General features: G+C 59.1%; 31 protein-coding genes. 11 read left to right on the plus strand and 20 right to left on the minus strand.

Going from position 1 to position 21764, the window contains the following annotated elements:
• Together INT40_RS17340 and INT40_RS17345 are read right to left on the minus strand one after the other, a co-directional pair.
• Positions 1-629 (minus strand): chromosome condensation regulator (locus INT40_RS17340; RefSeq protein ID WP_193096578.1); only part of this gene is annotated, 629 nt, incomplete at its 3' end.
• Positions 626-1192, minus strand: coding sequence for a putative immunity protein (locus tag INT40_RS17345; protein ID WP_193096579.1), 567 nt, complete (start codon positions 1190-1192; stop codon positions 626-628). The genes INT40_RS17340 and INT40_RS17345, both read right to left, overlap by 4 nt.
• A 47-nt stretch (positions 1193-1239) precedes the next feature.
• On the opposite strand from INT40_RS17345, the gene INT40_RS17350 reads away from it, so the two are divergent.
• Complete coding sequence (locus INT40_RS17350) at positions 1240-2025, plus strand: MerR family transcriptional regulator (RefSeq protein WP_193096580.1); 786 nt, start codon at positions 1240-1242, stop codon at positions 2023-2025.
• Between the two features lie 386 nt (positions 2026-2411).
• On the opposite strand, the gene INT40_RS17355 is transcribed toward INT40_RS17350, so the two are convergent.
• The 8 genes from INT40_RS17355 to INT40_RS17390 all read right to left on the minus strand — a co-directional run bounded on the left by INT40_RS17355 (position 2412) and on the right by INT40_RS17390 (position 6452).
• Positions 2412-2840 carry a hypothetical protein gene (locus tag INT40_RS17355; protein ID WP_193096581.1) on the minus strand — a complete coding sequence of 143 codons (429 nt, stop codon included), beginning with the start codon at positions 2838-2840 and terminating at the stop codon, positions 2412-2414.
• A gap of 35 nt (positions 2841-2875) precedes the next feature.
• Positions 2876-3085, minus strand: coding sequence for a hypothetical protein (locus INT40_RS17360; RefSeq protein WP_193096582.1), 210 nt, complete (start codon positions 3083-3085; stop codon positions 2876-2878).
• 89 nt (positions 3086-3174) lie between these two features.
• On the minus strand, positions 3175-3582 hold the full coding sequence (locus INT40_RS17365) for a hypothetical protein (protein WP_193096583.1): 408 nt from the start codon (positions 3580-3582) through the stop codon (positions 3175-3177).
• A 199-nt stretch (positions 3583-3781) separates the two neighbouring features.
• Positions 3782-4384 carry a DUF6349 family protein gene (locus INT40_RS17370; protein WP_193096584.1) on the minus strand — a complete coding sequence of 201 codons (603 nt, stop codon included), beginning with the start codon at positions 4382-4384 and terminating at the stop codon, positions 3782-3784.
• Between the two features lie 95 nt (positions 4385-4479).
• A complete protein-coding gene (locus tag INT40_RS17375; protein WP_193096585.1) occupies positions 4480-5004 on the minus strand; it encodes a hypothetical protein in 525 nt (174 codons plus the stop codon).
• Between the two features lie 237 nt (positions 5005-5241).
• Positions 5242-5586 (minus strand): hypothetical protein, encoded by a 345-nt coding sequence (locus tag INT40_RS17380; protein WP_193096586.1) that lies wholly within the window; start codon positions 5584-5586, stop codon positions 5242-5244.
• A gap of 52 nt (positions 5587-5638) precedes the next feature.
• Entirely contained in the window at positions 5639-6043 is a 405-nt protein-coding gene (locus tag INT40_RS17385) for a hypothetical protein (protein ID WP_193096587.1), read from the minus strand.
• Between the two features lie 142 nt (positions 6044-6185).
• A complete protein-coding gene (locus INT40_RS17390; protein WP_193096588.1) occupies positions 6186-6452 on the minus strand; it encodes a hypothetical protein in 267 nt (88 codons plus the stop codon).
• Positions 6453-6547: 95 nt separating this feature from the next.
• On the opposite strand from INT40_RS17390, the gene INT40_RS17395 reads away from it, so the two are divergent.
• From INT40_RS17395 to INT40_RS17405, 3 genes are all read left to right on the plus strand, one after another.
• Positions 6548-6760, plus strand: a complete 213-nt coding sequence (locus INT40_RS17395; RefSeq protein ID WP_193096589.1) for a hypothetical protein — start codon at positions 6548-6550, stop codon at positions 6758-6760.
• Positions 6761-6969: 209 nt separating this feature from the next.
• Positions 6970-7167, plus strand: a complete 198-nt coding sequence (locus tag INT40_RS17400; RefSeq protein ID WP_193096590.1) for a hypothetical protein — start codon at positions 6970-6972, stop codon at positions 7165-7167.
• Positions 7168-7220: 53 nt separating this feature from the next.
• The gene (locus INT40_RS17405) at positions 7221-10481 is read left to right on the plus strand and encodes a type ISP restriction/modification enzyme (protein ID WP_193096591.1); all 3261 of its coding nucleotides are present in this window, start codon (positions 7221-7223) and stop codon (positions 10479-10481) included.
• Positions 10482-10496: 15 nt separating this feature from the next.
• Here INT40_RS17405 and INT40_RS17410 read toward each other — a convergent pair whose 3' ends face one another.
• From INT40_RS17410 to INT40_RS17430, 5 genes are read right to left on the minus strand one after another with little or no spacing between them, the layout of a single operon-like run.
• A complete protein-coding gene (locus INT40_RS17410; protein ID WP_193096592.1) occupies positions 10497-10973 on the minus strand; it encodes a hypothetical protein in 477 nt (158 codons plus the stop codon).
• Positions 10967-11218, minus strand: coding sequence for a hypothetical protein (locus tag INT40_RS17415; RefSeq protein WP_193096593.1), 252 nt, complete (start codon positions 11216-11218; stop codon positions 10967-10969). The genes INT40_RS17410 and INT40_RS17415 overlap by 7 nt, the downstream gene beginning before the upstream one ends.
• Positions 11211-11846, minus strand: a complete 636-nt coding sequence (locus INT40_RS17420) for a recombinase family protein (RefSeq protein ID WP_193096594.1) — start codon at positions 11844-11846, stop codon at positions 11211-11213. Before INT40_RS17420 ends, INT40_RS17415 begins: the two co-directional genes overlap by 8 nt.
• Positions 11843-12901, minus strand: a complete 1059-nt coding sequence (locus tag INT40_RS17425; protein ID WP_193096595.1) for a zeta toxin family protein — start codon at positions 12899-12901, stop codon at positions 11843-11845. Before INT40_RS17425 ends, INT40_RS17420 begins: the two co-directional genes overlap by 4 nt.
• On the minus strand, positions 12898-13395 hold the full coding sequence (locus INT40_RS17430) for a hypothetical protein (protein ID WP_193096596.1): 498 nt from the start codon (positions 13393-13395) through the stop codon (positions 12898-12900). Before INT40_RS17430 ends, INT40_RS17425 begins: the two co-directional genes overlap by 4 nt.
• Before the next feature lie 295 nt (positions 13396-13690).
• Between INT40_RS17430 and INT40_RS17435 the strand changes: the two genes are divergently transcribed.
• The 5 genes from INT40_RS17435 (at position 13691) to INT40_RS17455 (ending at position 16614) form a co-directional block, all read left to right on the plus strand.
• Positions 13691-14038 (plus strand): nuclear transport factor 2 family protein, encoded by a 348-nt coding sequence (locus tag INT40_RS17435; protein ID WP_193096597.1) that lies wholly within the window; start codon positions 13691-13693, stop codon positions 14036-14038.
• A 110-nt stretch (positions 14039-14148) separates the two neighbouring features.
• Positions 14149-14703: a GNAT family N-acetyltransferase gene (locus tag INT40_RS17440; protein WP_193096598.1), complete on the plus strand. Its 555-nt coding sequence runs from the start codon at positions 14149-14151 to the stop codon at positions 14701-14703.
• A 38-nt stretch (positions 14704-14741) separates the two neighbouring features.
• Positions 14742-15446 (plus strand): O-methyltransferase, encoded by a 705-nt coding sequence (locus INT40_RS17445; RefSeq protein WP_193096599.1) that lies wholly within the window; start codon positions 14742-14744, stop codon positions 15444-15446.
• A 96-nt stretch (positions 15447-15542) separates the two neighbouring features.
• Positions 15543-15917 (plus strand): VOC family protein, encoded by a 375-nt coding sequence (locus INT40_RS17450; RefSeq protein WP_193096600.1) that lies wholly within the window; start codon positions 15543-15545, stop codon positions 15915-15917.
• 295 nt (positions 15918-16212) lie between these two features.
• Positions 16213-16614: a VOC family protein gene (locus INT40_RS17455; protein ID WP_193096601.1), complete on the plus strand. Its 402-nt coding sequence runs from the start codon at positions 16213-16215 to the stop codon at positions 16612-16614.
• Between the two features lie 105 nt (positions 16615-16719).
• Here INT40_RS17455 and INT40_RS17460 read toward each other — a convergent pair whose 3' ends face one another.
• Together INT40_RS17460 and INT40_RS17465 are read right to left on the minus strand one after the other, a co-directional pair.
• Positions 16720-17208: a GNAT family N-acetyltransferase gene (locus tag INT40_RS17460; RefSeq protein ID WP_193096639.1), complete on the minus strand. Its 489-nt coding sequence runs from the start codon at positions 17206-17208 to the stop codon at positions 16720-16722.
• A 225-nt stretch (positions 17209-17433) separates the two neighbouring features.
• Positions 17434-18129 carry a hypothetical protein gene (locus INT40_RS17465; RefSeq protein WP_193096602.1) on the minus strand — a complete coding sequence of 232 codons (696 nt, stop codon included), beginning with the start codon at positions 18127-18129 and terminating at the stop codon, positions 17434-17436.
• Positions 18130-18360: 231 nt separating this feature from the next.
• On the opposite strand from INT40_RS17465, the gene INT40_RS17470 reads away from it, so the two are divergent.
• Complete coding sequence (locus tag INT40_RS17470) at positions 18361-19464, plus strand: hypothetical protein (RefSeq protein ID WP_193096603.1); 1104 nt, start codon at positions 18361-18363, stop codon at positions 19462-19464.
• Positions 19465-19502: 38 nt separating this feature from the next.
• Positions 19503-19778 carry a hypothetical protein gene (locus tag INT40_RS17475; RefSeq protein ID WP_193096604.1) on the plus strand — a complete coding sequence of 92 codons (276 nt, stop codon included), beginning with the start codon at positions 19503-19505 and terminating at the stop codon, positions 19776-19778.
• A 391-nt stretch (positions 19779-20169) separates the two neighbouring features.
• Here the strand turns inward: INT40_RS17475 and INT40_RS17480 are convergent, their stop codons facing one another.
• The 3 genes from INT40_RS17480 to INT40_RS17490 all read right to left on the minus strand — a co-directional run bounded on the left by INT40_RS17480 (position 20170) and on the right by INT40_RS17490 (position 21763).
• Complete coding sequence (locus INT40_RS17480) at positions 20170-20700, minus strand: hypothetical protein (RefSeq protein WP_193096605.1); 531 nt, start codon at positions 20698-20700, stop codon at positions 20170-20172.
• Positions 20697-20990, minus strand: coding sequence for a hypothetical protein (locus tag INT40_RS17485; protein ID WP_193096606.1), 294 nt, complete (start codon positions 20988-20990; stop codon positions 20697-20699). Before INT40_RS17485 ends, INT40_RS17480 begins: the two co-directional genes overlap by 4 nt.
• A gap of 101 nt (positions 20991-21091) precedes the next feature.
• Complete coding sequence (locus tag INT40_RS17490) at positions 21092-21763, minus strand: hypothetical protein (RefSeq protein ID WP_193096607.1); 672 nt, start codon at positions 21761-21763, stop codon at positions 21092-21094.
• Between the last annotated feature and the right edge of the window lies 1 nt (position 21764).

Genomic DNA, 21764 nt, shown 5'->3' on the forward strand with positions numbered 1-21764 from the left:
CAGTGGGCAGCCTCGGCGAGGCCGCCTCGGACGTCGCCGGTGGTGAGCACCTCTCCGTCGTGAGTGACGGCGGTGGTGTGCAGGTAGCCCGCGGCGATGCCTCGAACGTGTCGCCAGTGCGCGACGTCGCATTGACCACGATGGTTGTTCCCCGTCGCCACCACGGTTCCGTCGCCATGAAGACCGACGGAGTGCCAGTCCCCGGTAGCCACGGCGGTGATGTCGCGCCACTGGCCGACCTCGCATGCTCCTTCGCTGCGCCGCCCGACGGCGTTCACGGTCCCGTCCGCCAGCACCCCGAGGGTGCGACGCCACCCGGCAGCGATGTTCACCACCGTGTTCCAACTGGCTACGTCGCACTGCCCGTCGCCGTTCCATCCGGTCGCCACCGCCGTCCCGTCGGCGCGCAGGCCGACAGTGTGTGAGCGCCCAGTGTTTCTTGCGACGTGAACGTTACCGGCCGCCACGGCGACTAGGTTGCGCCAATCGCTCACAGCGCACTCCGGTGCGTCAAGCCTCCCGGCGGCGAGCACTCTGCCGTCGTGGCGAACCCCGACGGAGTGCCGCCGCCCAGCTGCGATCACAGGGATGTCGGGCTGGCACGTGCGCTGTTCGTCAGGCGTCCTCATCGGCTCACCGACTTCCGAAGCTGGACATCCAGAAACGACATCACGTCAGCGGTCGCTCGATCTCTCGTCGCCGCACGCGGGTAGCGGCACAGCACCTCGACTACGGCAGGCGTGGACTGTTCCAGAACTGCGGCAACGGCGGCCGCACGCGTGAACGGTTCGACAGCTCGCGCCTCCAGCGCCAGCACGCAATGTGATGGACCGCGGAGGATGTGGCCGACTTGGGAGGCGTCGGCGAGCGGGTGAAGATAGGCCGACGCCGCCGCGTCGCCGGCTGCCATCGCTGCATGCGAGGCAGCACCGCTGACCTCCTTGGAGGCTCGATGGGCAGCAGGAGCACCGATGCGCTGTGCACGAGACCGCGGCCCACCGCGCACGAAGCCCTCCGCCGCGGCCAACGCATCACGTGGGCGCGGGTCATGCGGCTGCACCGCTTCGAAGAGATCGATGACCTGCAGCGCACATGCCAGGTTGAACGCCGCCACCGCGCGCAGGTCCTCCATGGACAGGCCAAAGTCTGGGGTGCGCTGAACGCGGCCGACAGGTTTTGGGTTGGTAGTCATACTCATTCATCGTAACTTTGAAGGACCGATGAAAGGTTGTGGTCCAGTTGCCCACTGAGTCAGTCGCAAAACCCTCAAACGCTGGTCGCGGCTTCAGGCCCGTCGATCTCGCCCGTGCGGCCGGGCTGTCGGCGCAGACAGTGCGCAACTACGAGGCGCAGGGGGTCATCGCTGCCTCGCGACGCACACTGTCTGGGTATCGCGTGTATGACCAGGGTCATCTTGATCAGCTGCTCGCGTTCACGACCCTGGCTCGCGCCATCGGACATCAGGGGGCGATTCCGATAATGACGGCGGTCACAGGCGGTCGTCCGGGCGATGCCCTCGAGGCCTTAGACCAGGCCCACGCGCAGCTCGCGGCAGGGCGTGACACAGTGAGGGAACTCGAGGCCGTCCTCCGCGCTGCCAACCTCCCTGATTCGACGCCTCCGACACCTGCCGCCACCTATACCGTCGGCGAACTCGCGCGACACGTCGGCGTCACCCCGGCGACGCTGCGCGGATGGGAAGAGGCCGGCATCATGCAACCACGCCGACACTCGAACGGGCACCGCGAATACACAAAGGACGACGTCCTCGACGCCCGTGTGGCCGTACTCCTACGCCAAGGAAGCTTCCCCTTGGCGAGGATCGCCTCAGCGATCGACCAGATCCATCACCATGGCAACGCGTCGGCCGCCCTCGCTCAACTGGACGAATGGCGTCAGAATCTCGACGCGAGCTCCAGGGGACTCCTCACGGCATCCGTGTATCTGAGCCGATGCCTACCACGCGAGGGAGATCCTCGGGACCTGTCGCCCGCGTCAACCAATGTCCCCGGTCAGTACAACTAGTTCCCTGATACTCATGGTCGACTCCTGTGGTTGGTGGTTTGTGTTAGTTATAGTCTAACTAATCTAGGCAGGTGGCGCAAGGGATTCATGAGTGTTTCGGGAATTTTCTCGCGCGGATCTCCCTGCCGCGTTGTCGAGGACACGGTCGAGATTCAACCGAACACGCCTGCCACTTCATCCCGTATCGAGCTTGTTTCCGCTGTGCTGCCGTGCCCGTTTTTGGCACGGCAGCACAGCGGCGAATTGAGGTTCAACGTCGACGGCTGCGCTGGTGGTTTTGGGTTGCGACTTGGCAGGGTCGGCGGCGGTAGTGGCTGGGTGATTCGTTGGGGTGGGGCGGGAACTCTTCGCCGCACCAGCGGCAGATGTTGAGTGTCATGGGTGCCTCACTTTCGGAATGCGATGATGCCGAATGTGGCATCGACGAACCGCCGGTTGACCTCGGCGATAGGCATTGCGTAGGGCATGGTCGCGGAGATTTCGTCGAGGACGTCGGCGAGGTCGTAGCGGTCTTCGAGGACTTTGTTGCAGACGTCGACGACGACGTCGTCGAGGCTGGATTCGGGGATCTGCCAGTCGTGGCGGTCGTAGCAGTCGCGGATGAGTGCTTCGAGCGAGGTGGTGGGTGCGTGTTTGATTTCGTGGCGGACCTTGCTGATGAGTGCCTGTCGGACTCCGAGCATGATGTTTTGGGCGGTACGGGTGCCGTCTTGGCGTGCGTCGGTATGGCAGGTGGCGTAGAGGTTGGCCAGGGTGGGCAGATCTTCGGCGGAGACGATGGCTTGGGTTAGTCGGGCTTCGGGGCGCAGTGTCATGGGTGGCTCCTGTGGTTGGTGGTTTGTGTGGTGGTTCAGCGGTAGAAGGTGCAGGATTCGCACTTGTGGCCATGTTCAGCGGCCACCTCGGCGGTGAAGTGCTCCCAGTCATCGAGCGGGGTGATGATGCGTGGGCCTTCGCCGTTCTTGACAGCGGTTTGGAGGTAGCCGCCTCCGTGGTTGAGGCAGGTGATCATGCCTCCGGCGTTGATCCAGATTGATCCGTCGGCGGTGTAGTCGTCCATGGTGGCTCCTTGCGTTGGTGGTTTGTGTTGGTGCCGTCCGGCCCTGCGGGGTGGGCCTGCGCAGGGCCGGACGGTCGCTGTGGAGCTTTTTAGTGGCCGAATGAGATGGAGTGGGCCGCGCTTACGCTCTCGGTGTGGATCGTGTCGAGACTGGCGGTGTCTTCGGGGTCTTCGCCGAAGGCGGTGGTGTAGCGTTCGCGGATCGTGGCAGGTTTCGTTTCGAACATGTAGTCGAAGTCGACTGCGCCCATCTCAACGAGTTCGCCGAGGAGTTCGCGGCCTTCGAAGGCGAAGTTATCGGCGGTTAGTTCGGCATCGGAGTGGACGACCGCGGAGAGCTTGGCATGCAATGCGTGGTAGACACTGGCAGGGTATTCAAGGCTTCTGACGGCTTCACGAGGGTCTCCGGCGATGCAGGTGTTGAAGTATTCGACGCCGAGGTCAAAGAGGAAGACGAAGTGCTTCCGGCTCTCGGGGGTGATGGTGGTTGCGGTCATCGGGCTCAACTCCTGTGATTGGTGGCTTGTGTTAGTTATAGTCTAACTAATCGAGGGCTGTGGCGCAATTGTTTTCTAGGATTTCTGGGAACTTTTTCGCGCGGGTCTCCCCCGGCTTCACTGGCAAGGCCACGGTCGAGACTCAACCGAGCAGCAGGCCAAACCTTTCCTTCTTGGCTGTGGTTTGGCCTGCCGATGGTCAGTCGATCGCGGGGAGAGAAACGTCGTAGCCTCCGAGTGGGGATCGTCCCCAGACTGCGGCGAGGCGGTCGGGGCCGCCATCGATGAGGATCGGGGCTCCGGGGATGTTCCATTCCTCGGGGTAGTTCTTGGGGATCTTAATGGGCTTCTCCGGTTTCGACTCCGCCAGGACTGGCAGGTCGCGCCACCCCGGCCAGCAGTGGTCGAGGTATTCGACCGCGGCAGTGGAGGCTTTGGTGTAGATGCCGGTCCACCATTGGCAGTCGGAGCAGTAGATGCGGTCGACGAGGTCGCCGGGGCACAAGCAGGGTTCGCGCCAGTAGTGCTTACAGCGGAGGTCGGCGGTGAGGGCGTAGGCCGGGTGTGGTCCACGGTTTCCGTAGGGGCCGACAATAGCGCGGTGCCACATGTGGCTGTCTGGCAAGCATCCCATGCGTCCATTGCGGTCGATCCAGACCTGGAAGGCGGCTTCGAGGTCGTCGGGGGTCAGTGTTGGGTCGGTGGTGAAGTGGATGGGGAGGTCTCCGGCGCGTTCCTCGCGGTCGGCGGCGTCGATGACGGCGAAGATGTCGAGCTGTCCGTCGATGGTGTTCTGGGCCATGGTGATCGTCTCCTGTGGTTGGTGGTTTGCGTGGTGGTGCCGTCCGGCCCTACGGGGTGACCTACGTAGGGCCGGACGGTCGCTCTGGGGCTTCTCTACCGTGCGGCGATGACGGCGAGGGCGCGGTGGCGGTGATGGTCGTTAAGTTCGGCGATGCGGCTGAGGCCGACTTCGGCGAGGAGATTGTTGAGGCGGTTGTAGAGGTCGCTGTCGAGATCAGCGGCGGTGGCGTGCATGGCAAAGTCCGTGACCATGGCCAGGACGGCGGGCTTGGCGGCGTCTCGGTAGGCGAGGGCGGTCTTGGTTTCGCGCTCGAAGTCGGCGGAGGTGCGCTTCCTGTACTCGGCGATGCGGTGGGCGAATTCTGCTTCGTCGATTGTGGGGTCGCATTGGAGGTCGGCGGAGATCTCGTGTTCACCGAAAGGGTCAATCTCGGGCCAGGGGAAGAGACTGCTTGCCAGCTCCTCGATTCGGCTGTCGATGCCGTCGAGGACGGATCGGGATTCGCCGAGGGAGAAGCTAGCCGTCATGGTGGGCAGTGCCGCGCGGAGCGGGTAGATCCGGTCGGCACGCTTTCGGAATCCGGTGATGATGGCGGTGATGATGGGGTCGAGGTCCATGGTGGTGAACTCCTGTGGTTGGTGGCTTGTGTTAGTTATAGTCTAACTAATCTAGGGTTGTGGCACAAGAGGTTTCTCGCTTTTTCTGCAACGTTTTTGTGTGCGGATCTTCCCCCGGCCACCTCGGCGAGGACACGGTCAAGGCCCAACCGTGCGCGATGGCAGCTTCATCCCGTCTCTGCCCGTGCCATCCGACTGACCGCGCACCATAGCTTTACAGTCTTAGCCTTGCGGGATTCACTCCTTCGAGACTGCCTCGTACTCGGCTTGGGTGATTTCGCGCTTGGTTCGGGTTCGGTCCCAGGAGGCGATAGTCTCCGGCCTCCACCCCTCGTGAGCGTCCGGGGCGGGGAGGCGGACCAGCTCAAGGTATTTTTCATCTGCGAGGCCGAGATAGTCAGCCAGATTCGCACGGGACAGGTGGCAGTCGGCATAGAGCGCCGGCAGTGTTGCCTCAAGGGCTCTAGACAGACGGTTAATGAGATCATCGGGAGCCGCTGTCGGCTGGCCCGGATTGGCTGGATCAGATTTCAGCCACGTTTTGGATTCGTAGATTAGTTCGCGGACTTCTTCGACGTTCATGGTTCCTTCTCAGTCGATGGCTACGGGGGCATGTCGGCGGTGGGCACCGGCGTCAGTTGCGGTAGACCTTCGAGGGCAGCCGGTCGATGATCGGGATCGCCTCACCGCGACTACCGGCCTCGGCCTCTATCTCTGCAATCCCGGCCGCGACGGCTGCGCGGAAGACTTCTGAGCGGCTAGGGGTCTCCCCCGGTGCTGGCAGGAGCTCGGCCTTGGCACGATCGATCCAGAACATGCGGCCTTGCTTCTTAGCCGATTCGGCCTCATCGGTGGCGTCGGGGTGAGCCGTGAGGGTGCGGTTGATCCAGTCGGTGAAGGTAGCCTCGTCGGTGACGTGGTTTTCATAGGCCCATTTCCATGCGCCGGCTGCGTGTTTCATAGCAGCCGGGTCGACGGAGAAGTTAACTCTCTGGCGTCGGGCCATCATCTCATCTGAGTACTGGGGTCCGGTAGGCATTGCTGGTCCTTTGAGCGGTTGAATGGTTGGTATCCTGGTGGTGTCGGGGTGGTACCCGGCAACACCGATTGGCTTCGTGCCAGTTGGTGGTTTGTGTAGATGTGGCGGTCGCGTTTGCGGCCGCCACATCGCTTATTCCGGACTAGTCTGTGTGGCCTCGGTAGTCGAAGAGACCTTCGGGGTGTTCCTGGTCGTAGACTTCGAGGCCGAGCAAGTTGAGAGAGTCGAGGATCTTATCGTCCTGGCCGACAGCGACGTGGTTGACGATCTCTCTCAAGGCGTCTTTGACGCCGTCGGGTGCGTTCTTGAATCCGAGTCTGTCGATAACATCGTCAGGGGTGTCGGTTTCACTGTCATACGGGGCTTCGTGGTCGTCGTTGTCGATATCGATGAACATATAGACGGTCATAGCGTCCGGCTCCTGGTCTGGCTGGTGGTTTGTGTGTTAGTTATAGTCTAACTAGTACGTGCCGGGGGGTCAATGCCGATGGCTATACTTTTGCTATGGCTGATCACGCACTGTTGCTGGTTCCTCTGTGCAAGGATCTGCGCAATGACCTCTATGACCCCGACAACCCAAAGTACTTGGGCACTCAAGCCGAAGCAGAAGCAAGAAGCCGCGGGGACGATTTCACTGTCGAGGATGATGTTTTCTTCGTCAGGAACGAAGCCGAACTCAAAAAACGCTGCCTAAGCTCCGTGAGTACAGGTATCTGACGTTAGACATTCATGGCGATCCCCCACTCAACGGGAGCGAAGAACCATCTGGGGAGGTCTGTGTTGCGGCTAGCGATGAGCCTGAAAAATTTGTCTCCCTTCCTCCGCGCGACCTGAATCTGCGCAGTGGAAAGACCGAGCTGCTGGTCGTGGCATCTTGCCATCAGCGTGAGGTGATGCTGAACTGCGCGGTGCCCAGGGGGTGCCGGGTGATCAGCTACTCGAATGTTCTCAAAGAAGGTTCTGTCAACGGCCTCGTGCGCCATGCGAGCCATGCTAAAGACTTCCTCGACATCGAATTGAGTATGGCAGCGGTCGACGAAATTTCACGCCGGGTGAAGGGACTATCGCGCAACTCGAAAACCCTTGAGGATTGGCTCATGTTCGAGTCCGAATGGGACTGCTGACCGGCCTCTCGCGCCTTGTTAGATGAGAGTGACTTTCAAGGTAGTTTAGGGGCATGACGGCGACTTTTCAGGAACTTCTCAATAGGTATGCGGATCGGCTTCGTGAGAGCACAGTTGGCCCCGGTCAGCCGGAAGCGCAAATATCGCAGCCCGTGGCTGGTCTGATTGAAGAGTTCTCTCAGGAGCTCATGGGGACTGTTGCGACTATCCATCGAGAGGTTCCGTTCGATGATGGTTCGGTGCGCCCTGATTTCGGCGTGAGGGTGAAACACCTGATTACGGGTCATGTGGAGCTCAAAGCTCCGGAGACGAGCCTCGATCCTGATACTTATGGAAAGACCACTCACAATGGTGTGCAGTGGCAGCGGTTGAAGAACATCCCCAATCTTCTTCATACCAATGGCAAAGAGTGGCGTCTGTGGCGGTATGGGGAGATGGTGACCGAGTCACCCGCGCGTTTTCATACTGCCGATATCAAGAAGCATCGAGGATACGCCGACTTCACCTCGAATTTTGAGGGGATGCTTCGCGCATTCTTGACGTGGGAACCTTCACCGATTTATACGGTGAATAAGCTGATCACGACGATCGCACCGCTGGCCTCTCTCCTGCGCGAAGACGTTCTTGCTGCCCTCAAGGATGAACGCAAGCGGCAGAAACGCTCAGAGCAGTCCATTTTGTCTCCGTTCCTGGGATTGAAGGACGACTGGCAGGCGATGCTTTATCCTCGCTCGACAGATGAAGAGTTTGCTGACGGTTTTGCACAGACAGTCGTCTTCTCCCTGGTGATTGCGCTCTCCGAGGGACAAGATCTATCCGGGAAGAACATCGCCGACATTGCACAGGAGCTGCGGGGTAACCACACTCTCCTCGGGCGATCCCTGGATCTCCTCACGGAGCACATCGAACATTCGGCAACAGCAACGACGATTGAAACGATCACTCGCGCACTTTCAGCAACGCAGTGGAGGCGAATCGCGCAAGGGCGATCGGACATCTACCTGCACCTATACGAGCACTTCCTCACCCTCTACGACGCACAGCGGAGAGAAAACACTGGTTCGTACTACACTCCCGTCGAAATCGTCGATGGGATGGTGAACCTCACCGACCAAGCACTCCGTACCTATTTGAACCGCCCCCAGGGGTTCTCTGACGAATCTGTTTCAGTCATTGATCCGGCGATGGGAACCGGGACATATCCGCTTTCGGTGCTTCGAAGAGTGGCTGAACAAAACGGGAAGTACGGTGCCGGGGCGGCAGCCGACGCCGTCAGCAACATGGCAGAGCGTTTATATGGCATTGAGCTCCAATCGGGTCCGTTCTCGGTAGCAGAGTTGAGGGTGTCCCAAGCAGTATCCGAGTTGGGAGGCTCACTCCCCGAAGGTGGACTCAACCTATTCGTGGCCGACACTCTTGAAGATCCTTCGGCCACAGAAACCAAAAAGCTGTCGTATACGTTGCAGTTGCTCGCAGAGCAACGGCACAAAGCAAACAAGGTGAAGCTCAACACCGACATTCAGGTCTGCATCGGCAACCCGCCCTATGACGATAAAGCTAAAGGAAAGGGGGGATGGGTCGAAAGCGGCAACGGGCTCAAAAACAGCCATGCGCTTGCTAATGACTTCAAACAACCAGGGAACGGGCGCACTGAATATGTGTTGAAAAACCTTTACGTCTACTTCTGGCGGTGGGCAATGTGGAAGGTCTTCGAGAGCACGCCGGGATCGACGACGGGGATCACGTGTTTTATCACCGCGACTGGCTATCTCAAGGGGCCAGGATTCGCGGGTATGCGCGAATATATTCGTCGCAATACGTCCCGCGGGTGGATCATTAATCTCACCCCAGAGGGTAAGCAGCCACCGGCGAAAAATGCTGTCTTCAACATCGAGACTCCGGTAGCCATAGCATTGTTCCTCAGGGACGAGGCCAACAACCTTGAAACACCATCGGATATTCGCTACATCGACCTGCATGGAACTAAGCAAGAGAAGTTCGATGCCCTCGCTCGCCTGTCCTTGGACGATCCTCACTTCGAGGTCGCGGATACCGAATGGTCTGAACAATTCACACCACCACCGAGTGAGATGTGGCGTCCATTGCCGACTGTCTCAGAGCTATTCGTCTGGCCTTCACCAGGGGTTAAAGCGAACAAGAAGTGGGTTTATAGCCCTTCTTCCTCGACGCTAGAGGATCGCTGGTCCAACGCTGTAATGGAGACAGACAGGGACGAAAAGCGAAAACTCTTCCGAGAAACTGAAACTACCAAAATCGATAGAGCCGCTGCTCCACTGCCTGGTGAGGACACTGAGCAAGACACACATGTGGCTTTCGATGCTTTGGAATGGCCTGCTGACAAGCCGGCGATAGTTCCAATTGGTTATAGGTCGTTCGACCGGCAAAAACTCATTGCAGACAGCCGTTTGCTCCACAGGCCAGTTCCTGACCTCTGGAGAGCACGTGCAGTCGGCAGCTCCCAACTCTTCATCGTTGAGCAGCACGCCCATTTTCCGGGCAGCGGTCCGGGTCTGATGTTCTCTGAACTTATCCCCGATATGGACTACTTCAACAACCGAGGTGGCCGGGCATTCCCGCTCTATCACCCTAATGGTGCCCCGAATGTAGCGGTAGGACTCTGTGAAGCATTGTCTCTCAGCGCAGACGAGTGGGTGGCATACGTAGCCGGCGTCGTCGGGCACGCGGGATATATAAACCAGTTTGCCGAAGATATTCGTCGTGGGGGTATCCGCATCCCAATTACGCGAGATGATTCGCTTCGCCACGAAGTAATTGCCATGGGGAAGAAAATTCTGTGGTTGCACACTGACGGGCACCACGGATTTGCACCCGGCGATGGTGAGTCAGTACTCGATGCAAGTGACGTGGTGTCGCTCCCTCGATACGAGGTGAGTGTCCAAAAGACGCCTGTGCCGGATTCAATTTCTTATCACGCGCCCAGCAGAACCCTCTCTTTGGGGACGGGAGAGTGGAGAGACGTCGACCCTCGCGTCTGGGACTACGAAGTCGGATCAAAAAACGTCATTCATTCCTGGTTCGGATACCGAAAACGCACCCCTGCTGGCAGGAAGTCCTCTGATCTGGACAAGATCGTCCCTATGGAGTGGTCCAGTGAGTGGTCACGCGAGTTCCACACGCTCCTGGCGACTCTGACGTGGCTGGTCCACCTTGAACATCAGCAGGAAGCCTTGCTCGACGCCATCATGGACGGCCCGGTGTTGACCGTTGATAATCTTCTCGATCTAGGGGTTACTTTCCCCACGAAGAGCGATCGCAAACCGCAGAACGGCTGATGTCATCGACGTAAGTCAGAACAGCGTGGGGGCATCGGGGTCATAGCCGGCAATCAGGGCGGCGATGCGTTCGCGGTCGTAACCGTTGGCTTTGACCCAGTCGCGGATCTCGGTCATGAGTTCGTAACGGGCTCGCCGCGGTGCGCCGACGATAGAGGTGGAGGTGTGCTGATTGCCAGAACGTTTCCGGTCAGCGCGGTCGGCAACGTTCTCGGCGTTAGTACCCTCTCTGAGGTGGGAGAGGCTGTTGTCGACGTCGGCGTGGACGCATAAGGGGAAGTCGCACTGGTGGAGGACGTGGCCCTGAGGTACTTGGCCGGTGATGAGTTGGTAGGCGTAGCGGTGTGGGCGCAGCACCTTTTGGCGGCCGCCGGCTGTTGTCCAGTACCGGCCATATCCGTCGTCGCTGATGGCACCGGTCCAGATCCAGCAGTCGCCAGGGTCGTCGCCTTTGACGACGTGTGACCAGAAGCGGGGGTCGTCGGTCACCATAGGATCGGTGGTTCCGCGAAGACGAGGAGCAAGAGGCCGGCGACGAGAGTGACGACGCCGAAGAATACGGCGAACGCCCAGAACCCGGTCTTGTAATCCTTGAGGCGGAGGATATTTGCGAGGACGATGAAGCCGATCGTCAGGATGAGAGTCGTCAGTCCGATCGGCAGCAGGGCGTCGTAGAGAGCGTCGAACCACGGGAGGGGCGGTCTGAGTGGGCGGATGCCGCCGAATGGGTTATCCATCGCGGTTCTCGGCTTCTTTGATGGCTCTCATGATGGTGTGTCGGGAGACGTCGAAAAGGTCGGCGATCTCCTGGTAGGTCTTCTTGGGGCGTCCGTGTTCGTCGGGTTCGCGCCATGCGACAGCTTCTTTGACCTTGGCCGGGGTGAGTGCTTTGGGGCGTCCCCCATAACGGCCTTGAGCTCGGGCGTATTCGAGGCCGCGACGGGTGTTCTCTCGGATGGTGTCGACACGTAGTTGCGCGAAGACGGCGACAATGCCATAGAGGGCGCGGCCCATCGGGGTCGTGGTGTCGATTGCTGGTTCAGTCAGAGAGCGGATGTCGATCTCGCGGTCGGCGAGTTCGTGCAGGATTTCGATGAGGATTCTCTCGGACCCGGCGAGGCGATCGAGCTTGCGCACGACGAGGGTGTCGCCGGGGCGGAGGTAGTCGAGGCAGGCCAGCCATTGAGGGCGTGCAGTGATGCGCGAAGATTCACCATGGTCGACGTAGACCTTGGCAGCACCGGCAGCGTACAGCTCAGCTTCTTGCGCTTTCGGGTTCTGGTCGCGGGTGCTGACTCGGGCGTAGCCGATGATGTTATGCCTGGTGCCCGGATCTGCTTTGTCTGTTGTGACGGGGCTAGTCATAGCGTGGTTCCTTGACCACCGCGTTCGACGTTGAGATCTGGCCGGTTGTGTTCGATCGCCGCGGAGGGTGGGGCTCCTGTGTCATCGTCGCCGGTGATGGTCCCTGTGGCGGGGAGCCCGTCGACTTGGCGACGGATCTCCCTGATCTGATCGAGCAGGGACTCGCCGGTTGAACGCTCAGGGCCAGTCGTGGGCTCAGTGGCAGCTCGGTCGACGTCAACGTCGCGCTGGATTTCGTCGATAGTGAGGTCGTGGTCGGGGTTGTGGTCGTAAGCCTTGGTGACCGGCTGGTCCGGGTCGATCCGGTCGAGGATGGTGATACGGGCAATGTCGAAATCGGCGGATTCGGGCCGGTTGATGAGGTCGACTGCATTCGACAACGACGTTGAGTATCGGTCTGTTTGGGGTGGGTACATGTCAGTGATGACGCTCGGTGAGAGATACCGGGCTTGCGGGTCGCCATCGACTCGGGCTTGCCACCACCGGTCCCCCGCTTGCTCGACTGCCCTGTCTTTGCCGATCTCGACGGCCATCACTTGGTAGCCCTCGTATCCGCCGACGACTCTGAGGCTGTCGAGGTAGTACGGGGGCAGGCCGTCCCATGAGAAGGTTCCCTGACGAATGAAGTTCTCTTGCTGCTCAAAGCAGTCGTTTTCGAGGCCGTCAGCGAGGTCGGTGGAGAGTCGGTGAACGAGTGTGGCGAGTTCGCCGGGTTGGATCTGTTGGCCATCGGAGAGGGTGCGTGAAGTCCATTCGTCGAGCAGGCCCTCGCGGTCGGCGACGTTCAGGCAGATCTTCTTGAATTCGTCGGGGTCGATCTCACGGTAGGAGTCCCGGTCATCGAGAGTGTTGACCAGTGTGGACTTTCCTGCGCCGGGGACACCAGCGGTGAGGATGATGACGGCTTCTCCGTCGTGTTCTCCGGCGGGGAAGTTGCGTTCGTATTCTTCTCGGATCTCGTGTCGGAACGGCAGGAGTGCTTGGGTGATGTCGTGGGCTCGTGCCGCGAGCACGGGTTGTAGTGTTTCGAGCTCGGCGGCCACAGCTGCTCTCAAGCTGCGGGTTCCTTCCGGGTGGAGCCGTTCACCCATTGGGGAAAAACTGACGCGGGAAGGTCGGCAGCTCGGGCGATCTGCTTAAAGGCGTCTTCGTCGATGAGCCCGTTCATCTCGGCGTGTGTGACGTCGTCCCACGTGCCGCGATTCCACGCGTCGGACGAGAGTGGGTTAGTGCCTGAGACACCGAGTTCACCGTAGGTGTAGGGCCAGTCGCTCAAGTTCTTGATGAGGTCATCGCGTGACCTCTCCCCCACCACATACTCATGGATGATCTCTTTGGGGCGGCGCACAATCTGGTTGGGCCGGTTCTCAAGTATTCGGATCTCGGACTCGATCTCCTTGACAGAACTATCGAATCGCTCGGCGATCGAGGCCGGCGGCTCTCCCCCGCGGTGGGCGCGGTCGATCTCGCGACGCCACCGCATACGGGCGAGCTGTCGTGAGGACACTTCGATCTGACGTGGCGTGAAGTCATTCATTGTCGCGGTCATCGCTACCTCCGTCAGTGGGATCTTGATAGTTCCATTCTATCGAATATGTGCAAAAACGTATAGGGGGAAGTTATGCTACGAAACAGTTTTGAGCATATGTTTTGCTACACGGAGATCCGCTTGGCTACGTTGACGCACGGCACGCGAGATCGATGTCGAAGAATTGATCGTTATTGAGCGGTGGCCGACGACATACTTCTCTGCTGAGTTCGTTGTCAAGAAGCCGCCTACTTTGCACACGTTGTCACCGATGTCGATTCGACTATGGTGGTAAAAATATCGACTGGGAGACATCATGAGCCACACGCAAGACCTGGTGAATCGACATATCGAGGCGTTCAACAACCAAGACGTTGACGCGCTACTCGCAGACTTTGACCCTTTGGCCGATTGGGTGACCGGCGACTACACCGTCCCCAAGGGCCAACTACGCGAGTTTTTCACCTCCGCAATGAAGGCGCTCACCCCACAGCTCAACCTTCGACGCATAATCGAGGGGGAAAATGCAGTTGCCATTGAAATGACTGAGAATTGGACGCACGAAGGTATTTCAAAGTCAGCCGCCCTGATCGCCGTGTTCGATCTTGTCAACGACAAGATAACCAGAGCAAAGATCTATCGTGAAGGGTCCGCAGACGCCTGACGTGGCGGCCAACTTTGTGCAAGGATCACCACGGAGACGGACCTGTGCAAAGCACACTGGCACATGGTCTATAAAGTCGTAGGCCTCTCGACAGTGAGACGATGAATTACATGCCGGTCAACATCGAAGTAGTCGCACACCATGACCTTGATCAGCCGGATCTGGCGCGTCTCCGGGGACTATTCGATTCTGAGTATCTTCCTGAGTACGGGCAATGGGACCCCGATCGCCCCTATGGCTATTCGCCGGCAGATTTCCATGTAATCGCCAGATTGGGTAATGACGTCGTGGGACATGTCGGGTTCCAGAAACGAGTGATCTCCGTTGGGAAGATTGATGTGCTGGTTGCAGGCACCGGCGGTGTACTGGTCAGCAATACAGCTCGCGGAGCCGGCCTGGGACTACAGCTAATGGACCGAGCCCAGGAGTGCATGAGGAATGACGCCGCAGTTTCCTTTGGATACCTCGGATGTCGCTCTGCTGTCGTGCCGTTCTACCTATCTGCCGGGTGGACGCGTATCCGAGCAACGGAAAGGCACACTGCACGACTCGACCCCTCACAGATGGTTGAGTCTGACTCTTCCCCAATCCTCATCTGCCCTGCCGTCCGAACGGTCACCGACTGGCCGGAAGGTGATATCGACCTCCACGGAGGTCCCTGGTAAGGGCCTGTCGGCTCGGACCGATGCGGAAGAATGGACGCATGGACGAATTCGAACCATCTGTACCGGTTAACCGTTATGAAGCGAGCGACGCTTGGCGCGCAGTCGATAGGTACTTCACGTCGACTCTTGTCGGGGAAGACAGTGCCCTAGTCGTAGCGCGTGATTCGGGCGTTGAGACCACAATGCCGAATGCCGAAGTCGCAGCTAATCAGGGTGCGTTCCTAGAGTTGTTGGCCCAGATCGCTGGTGCTCGACGTGTACTTGAGTTTGGCACGCTAGCGGGATACTCAACGATTTGGCTCGCACGAGCAGTCGGCGAGCAGGGACAAGTCGTCACGCTCGAACTTGAACCACACAACGCTGCGGTCGCTGAGGCAAATTTTCATGCCGCTGGCGTTTCACATCGAATAGAGACGATCGTCGGACCTGCAACGGAATCGGCAGAGCGACTGATCTACGACGGAGCCGAACCGTTCGACTTCGTATTCATCGATGCTGACAAGCCGAATAACCCCGCCTACCTCGCGGCTGCACTGAAGCTCACACGTTCTGGTGCAGTCATCGTCATTGACAACGTCGTTCGTAACGGAGCTGTCGCTGACGCTGCTAGCGCTGACCCTAGAGTTCAAGGGGTACGTGCTGTCGCGGAAGATATTGCAGCCCATCCCGAGCTGGACGGTACGGCACTCCAGACAGTAGGCGAAAAGGGATGGGACGGACTCATTATCGCCCGGCGACGCTAAACCGGCGGGCCAAAGGCCGTACGGATGAAGACGTGACGCGTCTGGTTGAGTGGTCCAGAGCGACTTTGTGCCGACACTGGCAAGTAGGGTGAGCCCATGACCAGTCGAATTGGGGACCTCGTAATCAAGGCCCAGGCCCCAGATCGGTTGAGCCGATTTTGGTGCGAAGCACTCGGGTACGAAATTTCGGCCAAGGATGGAACAGGGGTCGCTATCTCTGGGGCGTCGAATGCTCCGACGATTCTCTTCGAGCGTTCGGACGATACTCCCGCAAATGGAACTCTGCATCTCGATCTGTGTCCGACCGACCGTAGTCAAGCGGACGAGCTCGAGAGGCTCTTGTCCCTGGGGGCGAAGCGAACAGACGTAGTTCCGTCAGGGAGCTGGTACGTCCTCGCCGATCCGGAAGGCAATAGGTTCTGCCTCATGGCCAAACGCATCCCGAGGGAGCCTGAAGACTTTCACGACTGATGCTGGCCAATCGAGCAAGGCGTGAGAGTCTCGACGCTCATTTTTCGCCGAGTAGTCCGTAGCCGCACGCGGAGATCGTGAACTCAGTACCGCCACGAAAAGTTGAAAAAACACCGCCATCTATCGCTGAATCTCACCGCTACCGCCCGATCGATGAGGCTGCTCGTCTTCGATGTCCCACTACCAAGGAACTGGGACGGTCGAGTGATCAGTCAGTCGACACCGAATTCAACCCCGCAATGGCAGGAAGGCACCTCTTGTTGCTGTCGGGTCTGGGTCCAGGGAAGATAACGGGATGAGTGACTTCGGATCGTTGCATCACGTTGAGATACAAGTCTCGGACCTTGAGGCATCCGTCGGCTCTTGGGCATGGCTTTTCGACATCCTCGGGTACACGCCTTACCAAGAGTGGAATGGTGGCCGCAGCTGGCGGCACGGATCGACATACATCGTGGTCGCCAGCGCTCCACGGGACGGAATCCACGATCGCCGTGATGCCGGTCTCAACCACCTCGCTTTCCATGCGGGTGCAACGCAGAACGTAGATCGCCTGTGGGAGGCGGCACCGCAGAATGGCTGGAATCAGCTCTACGTGGATCGTCACCCGTGGGCAGGCGGAGATGAGCACTACGCTGCATTCTTAGACAACGTCGAGCGGTTCAAGGTCGAGCTCGTCGCCACAGATCCAACGGAATAGCCGAACCACGTAGAACTGATTGCCTGCAACACCGATGGTGAAGCCTCTACTTTTCGCGTGCTGCAGGCACGGGAGGGCATCAGAGTATAGGTCTACGAGTTGGACTTACTCCTGCACGGAAGGGGTTTCGACACCCAGTGGTTTCACCATGATCAAGCATGGAGTCCCCTCACCCCAGATCGAGGTCTCCTCAAGCGGGATAAACCCGTGCTTGCGATAGAACCTGCGGGTCAGCGCGTACCCAGGGTCAGAATGTGAGGGGCCGAGTGTCTTGACAGTGAGCAACTGCACGCCTCGTTGCCGAAGATCAGTCTCGATTGCGCTCATCATCGATGTGCCAACGCCATGACCGTGATGAGCTTTCTCGACTGCGGTGAAATGAATCTCCGCTGATTCGGGAAAGTGGTGATCAACGAGGGTGACCCCAATGACTGACTCATCCGCGGTTCTGGCAGTCCATGTTTCTAGCGTCTTCGCAGCTTCGATGTACTCAGCGTTCGAGTCTGATTGTCCAAACCATTCCGGCACGGTTGAAAGGATCAATTCAACCGCCGAGGGGACAGGTCTCTCCCGAGCAACTCTCCATGGTGCCATCCGAGTTGCATCCTCTGCTGCCTTGCTGGTTGCATGCACTGTCGTTGTCCTCCTGCTGTCTCAGTTTCGGTTTCGGAAGACGTCGCCACGAATTTCACAAACGCTTCTTCACATCCACTCGGGCTGGACCTAGCCGCCCGACTCAGCTCAGGGCTCTTGCCCAAACCTGTCGATGATCGTTGACGTATTTTGAGACTGCCTTTGCATGTCATCTTTGGCGTCGAATCAGAACTTAATCTCGCCTGTGGTCAGAGCATCACGCTGCTGTCCGATGACTTCATGGGCCCGACTGTGCGATTCGATGAAGCCTCGTGCATCAGGGTGGATCATCGCCGTGATCTCAAGAATGTCGTTGTAGATGTTCTCTAATGGAGAGCGGTAGATCGGCTCATGATGAGCGATACGGTTGCGTAGAACCCGGATATCGTCGAGGCAGGCATGAATGTACTTACGCCGGCGATCGCCGCGGTGTGGGAACGCGTGCTGCACGCGCGGTTGCCACAACGTCGTCTCATAACTGAGCAGGCGGTCGCGGGCAATTCCAGCGCCGGTGAGACCAACCCAGAGACCGAACGACGTGGCAGCGACGATCTGGTCACTGTTGGGGTCTTGCGTGCCACGACGTTGCAGCGTTGAGACGGCAGAATTGATAGCTTCTTGCTCGTTGCGGCAGAGGCGAACTCTCGTGTCGGCCCACCAGTCGCCGCGGCCAGTGCGCTCGACCAGCTTATCGTGAATGGCGTTGCGCACGGCGATCTCAAGGATGTTGATCGGACCCCAAAGCGCCGAAGAAGCTGCGAGGTTCCATGTGTATAGTCGCAGGGCCAACGTCCGGTTGCCGTTGTAGCGATTCAGATATCGGTCGAAGCGCGCTTGACTGAGGAGACCGTCGAGGCCGTCTGGCGCGGCACCAGCGTCCACGCACCCTCCCCTGAAAATACTGTTGCCCCGGGAGTCCGAGCCGTGAAGCTCGAATAGTCACCGGGGCGTTACGCTTCTAATGATAGTGGAACCGTGCGTCGCGCTCAAGTCCTCGGGCTGGTTCCAGCCTAGACCGGCAGCGATTTAGGTTTCCGGTCTCAACATGCCCTGCTGGTGCGTCTGTGGCTTGGTATAGGGTGCAATGACTGTTGTCATGTGAGAGGTCTATTCATGTCGAGTCCGAGCCTGCGTTCGCCGTCTTTGACGCGGTTCTATGCGACGACGCCGGGGCCGTCGGTGGCTTTTCTCGATGAGTCGATGCGTGCTCCCGTCCGTGGGTCGAGGGAGCAGCCGTTTTATCAGCTTGCGTCGGTGATCTTTCCGCGGGAGGCGATGGATCAGGTGCGGGAAGGGCTCGTCGACATCGCCGGCGAGCGGTACTGGCACACGACTGAGGCATTCAAGTCCAAGCAGTATGACTCGATCCTCGAAATGAGTGACTACATCACCCAAGAGTCAGACTGGAATATTGTCGCAGTGCAGATGCCGATGGGCGGATCAGATCAGTCGATGGCTCAAGCGCGGTCGCGATGTTTGGCGCAGTTAACTCGGGAACTCACGCGCGGCTCGGGCGAGAACGCTCTACGTGCGATCGTCGCGGACAACAACCGGGAGCCTGAACTGAACAATCGCGATTTGAAGGTCGTTGACAGTTTGCGTTCTCGTGGTGAGATCGCCCGTGACGTGGCATTCACACATGGGCGGATGGGCCAGGAGCCTCTGCTCTGGGCTGCCGATGTTATGTCGTGGTCGGTGCGGCGCAACATTGCTTTGGATGATCCGCGGTTCATCCAGCCGACGCTCGATGAGGGGAAGCTGACGCTGATCAACGCTATAGATGGTCAGCAGTTGAATATGAAGCACCCCCAGGCTGCCGCGGCAAAGACCTGGGGGCCATCAACTCTGGGGCCAGACAGTCAGTTAAGACTCGGGAACCGGGAGTCCGATGTTGCTTCTGCATCCATGATACCAAGCCGGGGTGACGCGAACAATAGTCGGGGCTTCACGCAAGGGAGCCAGGTCAGTAGTGACCTCTTGCGACAGATTCGAGCATTGGGTGAGGAAGCTCGACGCGGGACTCGTGCAGCAGTAAGTCGCGGCACTGATACACGTGAGCAGTCGCCGGCGATGGCTGAGGTCTCGAAGGATCTCCGTGCGATCCGTGGTGCGATGAGCGGACGGGATGAGGAAGCGGCTTCTCCGGTGAAACATGAGTCTCCTCATGAGCGTGGGCCACGGGTCGACAACACTGACATTGCACCGCCATCGGTGTGATTGCGGAGTGCTAGCGGTTAGCTATCAAGGATTGTGCTGTGAGTGATGAGGATTGGGGTACGGCGACGTGGCGGTACTGGCAGCAGATCAACAATGCTCTCCCCGCTCGTGCCTCATTTCAGAACCGGCCACCTGCTCCCGTCCGTGCCAGGATCGCTTGGGAGCGTGACGGGATGGAGGGCGTGGACGGGGTCGCTACGCGGCTAGGGTTCGATGGTGCTATCTATGTTGAGCTCAAGGATCGTCGGTGCTCGACATTGGGTATATGGCTGTCCCCTGAGGATGTGTGGTGGCAGGGGAAGCGCCTGTCTTGACGACGCCTCTCGCCTTATTGGTCGGTATGGGGCGTAGGTGTTGAGCGTCGTCGTTTCCATCGCACCTCGCCGGTGGCCTCCTCGGCAGCTCCTACTGCGTCTCGCGCTACGGAGAGGAACCGTGAGGCGGCGAGGAGTTGTGCGGCTGCGTCTTCAACGGCGGTGCCGGCTCCGACGCCGGCGACGGAGTCATTGTCTCTTATGGACCGGCTGTGCCACCAACTCAGTTGGGCTGAAACTTGCTTGAGTGAGTCAATGGTCGTTCGGAGATTCGGCAGCACTGCTTGAATATCGGCGGGGTGAGATCTAATAAGCTCGATCTCCGATAGGGCTCTCGCGGCTTGTGCGAGCTCGGTGGAAAGGTCTGCTTGCTGACTGGTTGGTTCGCGGTTCACGTTGCCGCCTTTCTGAGTGCGTCGCGGTAGGCGGGGTTGCGATCGAGCGCGCGAAACGGGGCCAATCTGAGGATCGCAAAGGCACTGCTATTTGAGGACGATGTGAGCGCGTCGGAATTGATGGGTAGAAGTGCGTGGGGATTGTGTTTCCACACATTCCACAGGCGATGTCGACCATCAGAGGGCTTCGTGATGCCGGGATCGCCGAGAGGGCCGGCGACTCCAAACCAGCTGTCCACGGTCTCGGCCTCGGCGACGGAGAATCTATAGAGCTCAAGATTGATTGTCAGTGAGCAGTCACCAGCTTTGTCCATGGAGAACTCGCCGGCGATAAGTCGCCTGCCAGCACTTTCGACGGCATCACCGATGCCTTTCCAGTTTAGAGTGTCGCGGTCGTGCCAGCGTGGTCTTCTACCTGCGTCGGGGTCGACGAGGCCCGGAATATCGCCGTTCTCGGCAAGCCATACCTGATGTGGTGGATTGGTCGGGAGGATCAGCATGTCGGAGGCATTCTTCGGGAGATTCATAGAGGATCGTTGAGTGCTTGTATGCCTCGTCGTTGGTTGCTTTTCGCCTTTCGCAGTTCCTCCGCGGTCGCCGGCCAGTCTTTCAGAGCACCGACGACGGTTGTCTCGCTTGCGAAGGTCTCGACTGGTCGACCGAGCCCATGTGCAACCATGCGCATCAGCTTGCGCCATTCGTCCGCTGCTATCTCCTCCTCGCTGAGGTAGATAGTAATGCCTCCCATGGTTGCGAAGCTGTCCTCGATGCGTGTCTGGGCGCGGGTGAGGGGCGTGTCGATGTGTCCGGGGTTCATTTCGGTAACTACTTCTTCAATCTAGATGCCGGCCCAGTCACAGATGAGGGCAATGATGATCATGAGAAAGGCAAGCGTGATGATAATCCGTGGCAGTCGCATCATGACCTCCTTTGGATCATTGGCAGGCCCACGTTCTCTCGCGCGGTGGACCAGAAGTGCCAGACGAGAGGGTCACTGTCCCCTTCGATAGGGTTCTCTACGCCAGGGGCGTCTAAGGTGCCTGTGGTGGTGATGTTGGTGTCAACGGTGACTGTGACGAGGTCGAAAAGTCCGGGATGCTTCCCAGCCTCGGCTTGGACCGCTGCTGTGAATCGCTCAGCGTAGTCGCTATAGGCCTCGACGTATTGATGAGAGATCCCGGTTGCGAGGTCGTCGTTGTCCCCCGCTTCATACACGGCGTCATCATGGGATTTGGGGGCACCGGGAGACCCTGCTTCGACGAGAACGAGTTCTGCGACATTGAGGGTGACCTGAATGGGTTCGGTCCGGAATTGGGCGAGGTCGAACATGGTGGGGTTCGATCCGATGGTTCCGTGGACGAGTTCGCTGAGTGCCGCGGATTCCCATGAACCAGGGCGTCCGGCAGTGAGGGCGTGTGGATCTCCAAGATTTGCCGCTGTGGCTCGGAGCGCTGCTGTGAGGAAGTCGGCGAAGTCGACGGTTCCATGCCTGGGGTGTTCGAGTCGCACGGCGGCAGTCAGGATTTCAACTGCCTGGTTCCAGTGCCGGTCATATTCGGCCTTGTAAGCCGAGTCATTGTCCTGCGTCATG

The organism is Brevibacterium sp. FME17 (assembly GCF_014897515.1).
In the GTDB taxonomy this organism is placed as follows: Bacteria; Actinomycetota; Actinomycetes; order Actinomycetales; family Brevibacteriaceae; genus Brevibacterium.

Excerpts from the sequence above, each read along its gene's own strand:
- INT40_RS17415 (WP_193096593.1), bottom strand. The coding sequence starts at position 11,218 with ATGGATAACCCATTCGGCGGCATCCGCCCACTCAGACCGCCCCTCCCG.
- INT40_RS17480 (WP_193096605.1), bottom strand. The coding sequence starts at position 20,700 with ATGAATCTCCCGAAGAATGCCTCCGACATGCTGATCCTCCCGACCAAT.
- INT40_RS17420 (WP_193096594.1), bottom strand. The coding sequence starts at position 11,846 with ATGACTAGCCCCGTCACAACAGACAAAGCAGATCCGGGCACCAGGCAT.
- INT40_RS17355 (WP_193096581.1), bottom strand. The coding sequence starts at position 2,840 with ATGACACTGCGCCCCGAAGCCCGACTAACCCAAGCCATCGTCTCCGCC.
- INT40_RS17435 (WP_193096597.1), top strand. The coding sequence starts at position 13,691 with ATGAGCCACACGCAAGACCTGGTGAATCGACATATCGAGGCGTTCAAC.
- INT40_RS17410 (WP_193096592.1), bottom strand. The coding sequence starts at position 10,973 with ATGGTGACCGACGACCCCCGCTTCTGGTCACACGTCGTCAAAGGCGAC.
- INT40_RS17455 (WP_193096601.1), top strand. The coding sequence starts at position 16,213 with ATGAGTGACTTCGGATCGTTGCATCACGTTGAGATACAAGTCTCGGAC.
- INT40_RS17375 (WP_193096585.1), bottom strand. The coding sequence starts at position 5,004 with ATGGACCTCGACCCCATCATCACCGCCATCATCACCGGATTCCGAAAG.
- INT40_RS17450 (WP_193096600.1), top strand. The coding sequence starts at position 15,543 with ATGACCAGTCGAATTGGGGACCTCGTAATCAAGGCCCAGGCCCCAGAT.
- INT40_RS17485 (WP_193096606.1), bottom strand. The coding sequence starts at position 20,990 with ATGAACCCCGGACACATCGACACGCCCCTCACCCGCGCCCAGACACGC.
- INT40_RS17440 (WP_193096598.1), top strand. The coding sequence starts at position 14,149 with ATGCCGGTCAACATCGAAGTAGTCGCACACCATGACCTTGATCAGCCG.
- INT40_RS17490 (WP_193096607.1), bottom strand. The coding sequence starts at position 21,763 with ATGACGCAGGACAATGACTCGGCTTACAAGGCCGAATATGACCGGCAC.
- INT40_RS17365 (WP_193096583.1), bottom strand. The coding sequence starts at position 3,582 with ATGACCGCAACCACCATCACCCCCGAGAGCCGGAAGCACTTCGTCTTC.
- INT40_RS17390 (WP_193096588.1), bottom strand. The coding sequence starts at position 6,452 with ATGACCGTCTATATGTTCATCGATATCGACAACGACGACCACGAAGCC.
- INT40_RS17380 (WP_193096586.1), bottom strand. The coding sequence starts at position 5,586 with ATGAACGTCGAAGAAGTCCGCGAACTAATCTACGAATCCAAAACGTGG.
- INT40_RS17460 (WP_193096639.1), bottom strand. The coding sequence starts at position 17,208 with ATGGCACCATGGAGAGTTGCTCGGGAGAGACCTGTCCCCTCGGCGGTT.
- INT40_RS17430 (WP_193096596.1), bottom strand. The coding sequence starts at position 13,395 with ATGACCGCGACAATGAATGACTTCACGCCACGTCAGATCGAAGTGTCC.
- INT40_RS17470 (WP_193096603.1), top strand. The coding sequence starts at position 18,361 with ATGTCGAGTCCGAGCCTGCGTTCGCCGTCTTTGACGCGGTTCTATGCG.
- INT40_RS17395 (WP_193096589.1), top strand. The coding sequence starts at position 6,548 with ATGGCTGATCACGCACTGTTGCTGGTTCCTCTGTGCAAGGATCTGCGC.
- INT40_RS17385 (WP_193096587.1), bottom strand. The coding sequence starts at position 6,043 with ATGCCTACCGGACCCCAGTACTCAGATGAGATGATGGCCCGACGCCAG.
- INT40_RS17445 (WP_193096599.1), top strand. The coding sequence starts at position 14,742 with ATGGACGAATTCGAACCATCTGTACCGGTTAACCGTTATGAAGCGAGC.
- INT40_RS17370 (WP_193096584.1), bottom strand. The coding sequence starts at position 4,384 with ATGGCCCAGAACACCATCGACGGACAGCTCGACATCTTCGCCGTCATC.
- INT40_RS17345 (WP_193096579.1), bottom strand. The coding sequence starts at position 1,192 with ATGACTACCAACCCAAAACCTGTCGGCCGCGTTCAGCGCACCCCAGAC.
- INT40_RS17360 (WP_193096582.1), bottom strand. The coding sequence starts at position 3,085 with ATGGACGACTACACCGCCGACGGATCAATCTGGATCAACGCCGGAGGC.
- INT40_RS17405 (WP_193096591.1), top strand. The coding sequence starts at position 7,221 with ATGACGGCGACTTTTCAGGAACTTCTCAATAGGTATGCGGATCGGCTT.